Raw genomic sequence first — 8,892 nt, forward strand, 5'->3', positions numbered from 1 at the left:
TACGTAGTCAAGATTTGTTCATTGTTCTTTTGAAGACTATTGTTTATAAAGTGATATGACAGCAGTGATACAATCGGAAAACCTGTGGCAACAAACTACCAGTGACCTCAGTAATTTTTCCACAGCAGAAATTTTGCAATTGCTCGAGGAATACCAATTGCTACCAGCTTTAATCAAAGAAATGGTGATTGACCAGGCCATAGCCGACATTGACTGTACGCCAGAAGAAGAGAAAAGTGCCGGGGAACAATTGGCCCTTCAATATCAACTGACTTCTGAGGAACTACGTCAGAGTTGGCTAGAACAAAATAATTTGAGTGATGAGAAATTTAGGGCTATAGCCATTCGCCAATTCAAACTGGAAAAATTTAAACAAATTACCTGGGGAGGGGATTTAGATGCTTATTTTTTCCAACGCAAATCTCAATTAGATCGGGTGATTTATTCCCTAATCCGGACTAATGATATTGGTGTGGCTCAGGAAATCTACTTCCGCATTCAAGCAGGAGAACAAACTTTTGGCGAGTTGGCACGAGAATATTCTCAAGGACCAGAAGCACAGACCAATGGCTTAGTGGGGCCTGTAGAGTTACAATCCATCCATCCTATGTTAGCCAAAATATTGGCTAGTACCCAACCACAACAGCTATTACCTCCTACTCAATTAGAGAACTGGATAGTCATTGTGCGCTTAGAAAAATTACTGCCATCTCAGTTAGACCCCACAGTACGACAAAGGCTGTTGAATGAACGTTTTCAAGCTTGGTTAAAGGCTAAAATTGCCGATCATAATCATTCAAACACTTAAAAACTACTTGCCATATTGGTAAGACATAGTTATAACTATTCAACTACCAGGAAATTATCAATCAACGTCACCAGCTATTATAAGAATGACTTATACTAAGAGTACCTTTCAAGAATTTATTGCTAGTCTGGAAGGCTTTGAGCAATTACCAACTGCAGTAATTGGTGGGCTATCGGAAAAACTACAAGTTTGGCGCCAACGTACGGGGCGGAAAATTATTAGCCAAGAGAAACTCCCCGAACAAGTGACAATTCTGTTTGAGGGACAAATACGCTTATTAGGATACGATCCGCAAACCCAAATCCCCACTACCCTGAAATTGCTGCAACCAGGGTCAATTCTGGGGGAAATCAGCTTGTTACGAGAAGTAGCCTGTGAAACAGCGATCGCATCTACTGAAGTCATCTGTTTAAGCGTGAGTGCGGCGGACTACTTACAGCTTCTTGGTGCTTACCCAGAATTTGCCAATGTCCGGTTAAACCAAAGTCATTTGGCAGAAGTTTTTGATGTTTTGAGTCCGCAGATCAAACAGCAAGCCAGTACGGTTTCTAACCTGCGAGAAATTACTGAGCAAGCCTTAGCAAATGTCCAAATAAATTACCTTAATCCTGGTAAAAATCGCCACCACCAACTGGATAGAGAAAAAATCTGGTTTGTCAGTGGCGGTGGGACAGTCACCAACTCTCCCCCTGGATCTCGCTTAGAAGTGAGTGAATCCATTGAAGTCAAAGGAAAAATTCCTGCACGGTTAATTGGGTTTTCGGCTGCGGATTTATCGTTTTTAGATACTCATGAAGTGAGAGTTGATAACCATGAGCATACTCAAGGAATCGTCACCGTTGACTTAGATATTCCCTACATATCTGGAGAAGTTAGCCAGTCTCAACCATCCCCACAACAGAAAAGTCAACAACAAAAACGTCAAAATTACCCATTTTTTCGAGGTAAGGGGGAATTAGATACAGTCCTTGCTTGCTTACAAATGCTCTCGAAACACCTAAAAATGCCCTTTCGCCGGGAGGTGCTTCGTCGCATCTTAAATGAGCAAATCAAACGCCAAGGTAGTATATCCTTTCCAGCTTGTGCTTATGTAGGAGAATTAGTCGGACTCAAGTCCCAGTTAGTAGACCTACCTGTTGCGGCAATTGAGCGTATTCCTACACCAGCGATCATTGAGTATGATGGCAGTTATGCTGTTTTATATGAAACAGGACCTAATAGTATTGTTGTAGGTGTTCCCTCCCAAGGAATTGTCCGCAGCAAAACCGCCGAATTTGTAGCCAAATTAAGCGTTGATGAAAACAACTTACCTCCCCAGGTGAGAGTTTTATTGGTAGCTACTACCAAAGAAACACCGCAAGAGCGCTTCGGTATCCAATGGTTTATTCCTTATCTTTCCAAGCATCGGCGAGTTCTCATAGAGGTTTTTATTGCTTCGTTTTTTGTCCAACTAGCCCAGCTAGCTAACCCCCTGGTCATTCAGTTAATTATCGATAAAGTTATAGTTCAAAATAGCATTGGTACCCTAAATGTTTTAGGGATTTTGCTCTTAGTGGTGGGTGTGTTTGAAGCCTTACTGACCACATTAAGAACTTATCTGTTTGTCGATACGACCAACCGCATTGATATGAGTTTGGGGTCGCAAATTATCGATCACTTGCTGCGGTTACCCCTGCGTTATTTTGAACGCCGACCTGTAGGTGAACTAGCCACCCGCATCAATGAATTAGAAAATATTCGTCAGTTTCTCACTGGTACTGCTTTAACGGTAGTATTAGATGCGGTATTTTCGATAATTTATATTATCGTGATGCTGTTTTATAGTTGGCAGCTCACCTTAGTAGGTTTGGGGACAGTTCCTATATTTGTGATCCTCACCTTAATTGCTTCCCCCACCATTAGCAAACAGTTACGTACCAAGGCTGAACGCAACGCCCACACTCAATCCTATTTAGTTGAGGTAATGTCGGGTATTCAAACGGTAAAAGCGCAAAATATTGAATTGCAATCGCGTTTTTCCTGGCAAGAACGTTATGCTCGGTATGTAGCCGCCGGGTTTAAAACCGTGATCACTTCCACCCTGGCTAATTCTACTAGTAGTTTTCTGAATAAACTTAGTAGCTTGCTAGTGTTGTGGATGGGTTCTTATTTAGTACTCCAAGGACAACTAACTTTAGGTGAGTTAATCGCCTTTAGGATTATATCAGGTTACGTAACTAGCCCCATATTACGTTTAGCGCAACTCTGGCAAAGCTTCCAAGAAACTGCTTTATCTCTAGAACGTTTAAGCGATATTGTCGATACACCAGAAGAAGCCGAAGCAGACCGCCAAAACATTCCCTTACCTGAAATATCAGGAAATGTGACCTTTGACAATGTTTCCTTCCGGTTTCAAACCAGCGGACCGCTACAACTTTCTAATGTCAGCCTTAATATTCCATCGGGTAAATTTATTGGTATTGTTGGGCAGAGTGGTTCTGGTAAAAGTACCATGATGAAGTTACTGCTGAGACTATATGAGGTGGAGTCTGGCAGAATCTTGGTTGATGGTTACGATATTTCTAAAGTGGAACTGTATTCTCTGCGGCGACAGGTGGGTGTAGTTCCCCAAGAAACACTCTTATTTGATGGTACGGTCTTGGAAAATATTTCCCTGACGAATCCTGATTCTACCACCGACGAAATCATTGAGGCTGCTCGCATTGCGGCGGCTCACGATTTTATTATGTCCTTACCCAACGGCTACAACACAAGGGTAGGGGAGCGCGGTGCTGGACTTTCGGGGGGACAACGACAAAGAATTGCGATCGCTCGTTCTATTTTACAACGACCAAAACTATTAGTTTTAGACGAAGCCACCAGCGCTCTGGACTATCCCACAGAGCGACAAGTTTGTCTAAATTTAGCTCGAGCATACAAAGATAATACGGTATTCTTTATCACCCACCGTCTCAATACTGTCAGCCATGCAGATATGATTGTCGTCATGGATAATGGCAGGGTTATAGAACAGGGAAGCCATCAAGAATTAATGGCTGCTAAAGGTAATTATTTTCATCTTTACCAACAACAAGAAGTTAATTCTTAAATGCCTTCAAAACTTGACCCCCAATAAAATAACACAAATAACATCATCATGATTCAACTTAATGGCAATGGTAACGGTAAGAAAAAAACCGGATTAAATCCCGACTCAGAGGTACTTACATCTCCGGTAAAAGTTCCTAGTCGGCCTGTAGCAAATCCTAACTATGTTAATTTTGATCAAGCAGTTTTGTTGCGCCAGTCGCCAATTTTGTCACGCACAATTATGCTGTCTTTGATATTGTTGGCTTGTTTTGGAATTACTTGGGCTTATTTCGCCAAGATTGAGCAAGTAGTCCCTGCTACAGGTCAACTCAAGCCGGAGGGGAGTATCAAAGAAGTGCAAGCCCCTGTGAATGGGGTGGTAAAATCGGTTCATGTCAAAGATGGGGAAAAAGTCAACCCTGGAGACTTGCTGCTAACTTTTGAAACTGTGGCTACTGTTGCTGAATTAGATTCATTAAATAACGTTCGCCAAGCCTTAATTGAGGAAAACGAAATTTATCGTCGCTTAATGGCAAATAGTTATACAACAGCATCAGAATTGGAGTTTATCCGGGCTAAGTTACCAGCAAATGCCGAATTTCTGTTAAAAAGTAGGACAGCCTTAGTTAATGAAAATGAGTTGTTACGTGCTGAATTGAGTAACTTGAATACAGTCGCAGGTTTAGGAGTTGATGAACAGCAACGTTTACAATTTGCTCAAAAGGAATTTGATTCTCGCTCGGCCGCAGCACAGTTAGAAGTAGAGAAAACGAGAAAAGAAATGGCTCAAATACGAGTGAGAAAGAGTGATACTGAATCTAGCTTGGCTATCCAGCAACAGATTTTAGATAAAATTAAAATATTAGCAGAAGAAGGTGGTATCTCTCAGCTACAGTATCTCAATCAGCAACAACAGGTACAACGCCTCACCGCTGAAATAGACCAATTAGAGCAGGAGTTACAACGTCTACAGTTTACCATTGAGCAAGGACAGGAACAACTCAAAAATACTGTAGCTGCATCCGGTAAAAGTGTTTTAGAAAAAATAGCTGATAATAAAAAACGTATTGCCGAAATCGATAGCCAATTCATGAGAATTTTGCTAAGTAATGAACAAAGATTGGCAGATGTAAATAGTAGACTTTCTCAAGTTCAGTTAAATTTTGAATATCAAGAACTTCGCGCTCCTGTGGGGGGAACAATTTTTGACTTACAAGCAAAAACCCCTGGTTTTGTAGCAAATGCTAGTCAAACCTTGCTGCAAATTGTGCCTGATGATAACTTTCTGGCTGAGGTATTTATCACCAATAGAGATATTGGTTTCGTCCGGGAAGGAATGAAGACTGATGTGAGAATTGAGTCATTTCCTTTCAGTCAGTTTGGGGACATTAAAGGACAAGTTATTAGTATAGGCTCTGATGCATTACCACCAGACGAAATATATCAATTTTATAGATTCCCCGCTACAATTAGTTTAGATAAACAATATTTAGATGCTCATGGTAGAAAGATATCCTTGCAGTCGGGTATGTCAATCTCCGCTAATATTAGAGTCCGTGAAGACCGTACAGTCATGAATCTATTTACTGAAATGTTTAATAAACAATTTGATAGTTTGAAAGAGGTACGTTAATTTTTTCAGTAGGGTGGGTTAGAGGATGTTTGTCAAGTCATGATTAGTGTATCGAATATTATTTGACCCCTCCCTAACCCTCCCCTTGTAAGGGGAGGGGACTGGATTTGATTGTTTTGTGTGTGTTGGGTGTGTTGGGTGTGTTCCCCAATCCTTCCCAATCCTTCCTGTTTTCTGTTCCCTGTTCCCTGTTCCCTGTTCCCTAAGATAAAAGTTACTTGTGGAAAACTTATCAAACATCCTCTTAGGGAAAGTTGAGATTTATGGGACTTCAATGGGAATCAAACCGTTTTCTGGCAAATAGTCGCGGAAACATCCTTCATCAGCCAGTAGTAAAATCAGACGCACGGGATAATCTGGGGAAATTTGCAAATCAGCCCACGGTACGGCAATTTCTAAGCAATTCTTGAAAGCGACTTGGGCGCGGCTAAAACGGGGATACCATTGATGGTGTTCTCCAGCTTCGTGAAACTGAATTGATTCGGTGAGTAAGTTAATTTCTAGATGGTGGTGGTACAGGTAGTTAAGGGGGGGGATATCTGGGATATCTGCCATGATGATGGGGCTATTGTGCATTGTTCTATGGGGATAGAACCACAACAAATTCAACTCTTGAGGTAAATCTCGTCCGGGGATAACGCCATTTTTAAAGTCCACCCGCACATAGAAATTTAGGTGATCTACGCCATACCAGAGTCTCTGAATGACGCTGCTATTGTGCATGGTTCCCCGCGCTCCGCCGATTTCTATGCGTCCGGCTTTGTCCCAGTCCTGTTCATCACCTTTACCATCAATGACCGGATGAATAAACCCTTGTGGCTTATGGTCGGTTCGGGCTGCGTGAATCTCTAGAGGTTTCTGGAGATAAGAGGGTGCTGGTTCATTTAAGGCTTTGTAAATGCCTAATAGGTGTTCCCGAAATAATTGGTCGAAGATGGCATCTTGATTTGAAGAATGTCCTTCACCAAACCACCAGAACCAATCGGAACCCTCGGCGGCGTATAAGGCTTCCCATGCTTCTGGGTTGTTTTCTTCGGTGGCTTCGGGATGTTGGGCGAGGGTTTCTCTGGCGTGGGTTAGGTAGTCCCAGGCACGATTTTTTACAGGGTCACCAATCCAGGTAGTAAAGCTACCATCTACCCAAGAGCCACTATGTAGCTGTTCGGCGGGAATAGTGGTAGTGGCGGGAAATTGTTCGAGAAATTCTGAGACGGTGACGAGTTTAAGATGGGGTTCGTTGCTGAGGGTTTGATACAATGCTTCTAGGAAGGGTTTACCGTCTTGGGGATAAAATTCCCAGCAGTTTTCTCCGTCTAAGGCAATGGTAACTAGCCAAGGTTCTTCGCTGTGGCTTTCTCTTTGCATTTTCGCGATCGCTTGCAGGTGTCCCACTAGGTCGGCTACGGCCTGTTTGGGGGGGATGGAACTGTAGGTAAAGCCAATTAAATCTGATAGTCTGTGGTCACGAAACACAATTGCTACATCACCGGCGGGAGTTGCCAAGCGATAGGGTCTGTATAATAGTTCTGGCTCCTGGACGTTTCCGGCTGCGTCCCGGTGAAAAAAGTGTTTCAGCGACCACCCTAAAACTGCTTCATCTGAGCAAATCCACTTAAAGCCTTGTTTAATAATATATGGCAAAATTTCCGGGCTGACTGATTGTTCTGAAGGCCATAAACCCCGTGGTTCTTGCCCAAAACGGTCTGTGTATAGGTCCCAAGCCTTTTGTAAGTGGCGCTTAATGTCGTGGGGCCAGTTAAACCGCTGGTGAGGTAGTCTCATTTCGGGTACTGCTACTCGCCCTGATTTGGTATCAGCTAGTAAGGGTAAAATGGGGTGAGTGTAGGGGGTGGTGGTGACTTCTAGCTGTCCGGATGCTTGCATTTTCCGGTGTTGGGGGATAATCCGGCTGAGAATTTCCCTCTGTTTGGTATATATGCGCTGGCGATCGCTTAAAGTAAAATTACGTCCTTGTTTTAACCAAGCGGCAATTTCCGGGTCATCCCAAAACAGGGGATCAATCCACGCCAGATTATGCCAAGCCAGCAAATCGCCGTAATCTGCTAACTGCCAATTAGCTAAACACCAATCTTGCCCTTTTTCCTGTCTTTGGTAATACAACTCGGCATAACGGGGATGGGGGTCAATCAAGGTATGATGGTTAGCATCAAAAAAGTGTTGGATAATAAATTCTCGTTGTTCGTCAGTTATCTGTGCATCTGGGGTTAAACTCGCCGTGAGATAGGGGTCAAAAGCAGTGCCAGCAATGTAATCTTCCAGTTGTAAAATTAATGACGGGACTAAATTTACTGTCTGGTGTAACTTCGGATATTTTTCCAGAATTAATATTAAATCTAAATAATCTTTAGTGCCATGCAATCGCACCCAAGGTAAGCGATAATGCTGACTGGTAGAAAGGGAAACGCCGCTGTTAGGGGACTTGTACAGCGGCTGGTGTTGATGCCAAATAAAAGCGATGTGTAATGGATGAGACATAGTGAATTATGGTATATACAGAATGGGGTCTGGGTAATGGGGACAAGGTAATACCCATCCCCATCACCCCAGACACTAAACTACTTGCTCAATTTCTGCAATTTCCGGAATCATTTCCTTAAGGCGACGTTCAATACCCATTCTCAAGGTCATGGCGGAACTGGGACAAGAACCACAAGCACCTTGTAATCTCAGTTTCACAATTGGCCCTTCCAGTTCTACCAGTTCCACGTTACCCCCATCAGACATGAGGTAAGGGCGCATTTCATCTAAAACTGTTTCGACGTTTTCAATTGTCAGTTCCATTTGATACCTCTGTTGTTAGGAAAATTGTGATCTTCAAACTTCAACCACTTAATTTTAGATATAATTTACCTTAGATTAGAGATTTGACGGAGCTACCTAATCAAGCTTTATGATCGTCTCTTGGTATATTACCAAAGTGTGAAACTTAACGGCAAAATCTTCTCACCCACAGCAAAACCAGTCCCGGATCTATATCTCTACCCTAGGGTAGATGACAAACTTACAGTTATGCGCCTTAGAATGGATTTTAGATCAATATAAAGAGAAGAAACCCAAAGACCCGACCATTGCGGAAAAGTTCAACACTTACCGGTTTGCAGACTACAAAGAACAGGTCATAGATTTGTTGATGCGGGTGTGTAGGGTGAGTGTGGAAACTATGAATATTGTTAATCAGATGTCTGATAACTAGGGAGACAGGCGATCGCCACCCAGAGTAACCGGGGGTTAGAAACCCCCGTCTAATAGCTAAAGTCAGATAAATCTGACTAGAAAATCATGTATGTGATCATAGTCTAGACCGCCAATAAACCTTTGCGTACCTTTGCGCCAACCTTTGCGCCCTTTGCGTTTAACAACA

General features: G+C 42.7%; 6 protein-coding genes. 4 read left to right on the forward strand and 2 right to left on the reverse strand.

Annotation, left to right across the window (positions count from 1 at the left end; all coding sequences use genetic code 11):
• Nucleotides 1-55 precede the first annotated feature (55 nt).
• The 3 genes from NWP21_RS12500 (at nt 56) to NWP21_RS12510 (ending at nt 5,510) form a co-directional block, all read left to right on the forward strand.
• The gene (locus NWP21_RS12500) at nt 56-808 is read left to right on the forward strand and encodes a peptidylprolyl isomerase (RefSeq protein ID WP_280792967.1); all 753 of its coding nucleotides are present in this window, start codon (nt 56-58) and stop codon (nt 806-808) included.
• An 85-nt stretch (nt 809-893) separates the two neighbouring features.
• On the forward strand, nt 894-3,896 hold the full coding sequence (locus NWP21_RS12505; protein WP_280792968.1) for a peptidase domain-containing ABC transporter: 3,003 nt from the start codon (nt 894-896) through the stop codon (nt 3,894-3,896).
• Between the two features lie 48 nt (nt 3,897-3,944).
• Nucleotides 3,945-5,510 (forward strand): HlyD family efflux transporter periplasmic adaptor subunit, encoded by a 1,566-nt coding sequence (locus NWP21_RS12510; RefSeq protein ID WP_280792969.1) that lies wholly within the window; start codon nt 3,945-3,947, stop codon nt 5,508-5,510.
• A 261-nt stretch (nt 5,511-5,771) separates the two neighbouring features.
• Here NWP21_RS12510 and NWP21_RS12515 read toward each other — a convergent pair whose 3' ends face one another.
• Both NWP21_RS12515 and NWP21_RS12520 read right to left on the reverse strand, forming a co-directional pair.
• Nucleotides 5,772-8,006 carry a glycoside hydrolase gene (locus tag NWP21_RS12515; RefSeq protein WP_280792970.1) on the reverse strand — a complete coding sequence of 745 codons (2,235 nt, stop codon included), beginning with the start codon at nt 8,004-8,006 and terminating at the stop codon, nt 5,772-5,774.
• Nucleotides 8,007-8,081: 75 nt separating this feature from the next.
• Nucleotides 8,082-8,312 (reverse strand): NifU family protein, encoded by a 231-nt coding sequence (locus NWP21_RS12520; RefSeq protein WP_271734137.1) that lies wholly within the window; start codon nt 8,310-8,312, stop codon nt 8,082-8,084.
• 211 nt (nt 8,313-8,523) lie between these two features.
• Here NWP21_RS12520 and NWP21_RS12525 point away from each other — a divergent pair, with 211 nt between their 5' ends.
• Nucleotides 8,524-8,724 (forward strand): type ISP restriction/modification enzyme, encoded by a 201-nt coding sequence (locus NWP21_RS12525; protein WP_280792971.1) that lies wholly within the window; start codon nt 8,524-8,526, stop codon nt 8,722-8,724.
• Nucleotides 8,725-8,892 lie beyond the last annotated feature (168 nt).

Source organism: Anabaenopsis sp. FSS-46 (assembly GCF_029891665.1).
GTDB lineage: Bacteria > Cyanobacteriota > Cyanobacteriia > Cyanobacteriales > Nostocaceae > Anabaenopsis > Anabaenopsis arnoldii.

Bases quoted from the DNA above. Each gene is read 5' to 3' on its own strand.
- NWP21_RS12500 (WP_280792967.1), top strand. From the start codon at position 56: ATGACAGCAGTGATACAATCGGAAAACCTGTGGCAACAAACTACCAGT.
- NWP21_RS12505 (WP_280792968.1), top strand. From the start codon at position 894: ATGACTTATACTAAGAGTACCTTTCAAGAATTTATTGCTAGTCTGGAA.
- NWP21_RS12510 (WP_280792969.1), top strand. From the start codon at position 3,945: ATGATTCAACTTAATGGCAATGGTAACGGTAAGAAAAAAACCGGATTA.
- NWP21_RS12515 (WP_280792970.1), bottom strand. From the start codon at position 8,006: ATGTCTCATCCATTACACATCGCTTTTATTTGGCATCAACACCAGCCG.
- NWP21_RS12520 (WP_271734137.1), bottom strand. From the start codon at position 8,312: ATGGAACTGACAATTGAAAACGTCGAAACAGTTTTAGATGAAATGCGC.
- NWP21_RS12525 (WP_280792971.1), top strand. From the start codon at position 8,524: ATGACAAACTTACAGTTATGCGCCTTAGAATGGATTTTAGATCAATAT.